The sequence below is a fragment of the Vibrio sp. 10N.222.55.C6 genome (genome assembly GCF_041473395.1).
In the GTDB taxonomy this organism is placed as follows: domain Bacteria; phylum Pseudomonadota; class Gammaproteobacteria; order Enterobacterales; family Vibrionaceae; genus Vibrio; species Vibrio crassostreae_C.
This window is the reverse complement of the sequence record NZ_JBFRSD010000995.1, coordinates 1-422: the sequence shown is the minus strand read 5'-3', so window position 1 is coordinate 422 and position 422 is coordinate 1. Positions and strand designations below refer to the sequence as shown.

Genomic DNA, 422 nt, shown 5'->3' with positions numbered 1-422 from the left:
AGGTGAGTAAGCCGGAAAGACTGAGCCCAAATGCCTGCATAATGGTTAGGCCGCCCATCACCATAAAGAACAAGCGAGCGACTTTCGCTATCGCTTGTACAGTGGTTTCGTCTCTGGTTTTTTGCTCTAAGACATAGGCTTCAGTGTTAGTGATCATTCGTAAGGTAAACCAAACGAATGTACAGATAATCAATATGTGTTTAAGCGTTTTTAACCAATTGATTTCATTGCCAAACTGGTCTTGAAGTATTAGCCCGATAGAGACTGTAGCAGGCCAACACCAAAGTAATGTGCTGACAGGGGTTTTTAGTGCTTCTAGCAGTAGATCGTCCCAGTGGAATGGGGTTTTCTGAACCAGAATTTCTAAGCGATTATGGATAATTCGCCAAGCTACCCAAGCGAGAAAACTCGCAATAGTGATG

Annotated in this window: 1 pseudogene; it reads right to left on the bottom strand. The window is 43.4% G+C overall.

The annotated features are described in order from the left end of the window. Nucleotides 1-422 (bottom strand): annotated as a pseudogene (locus AB4486_RS27230) (mechanosensitive ion channel family protein); the annotation flags it as partial.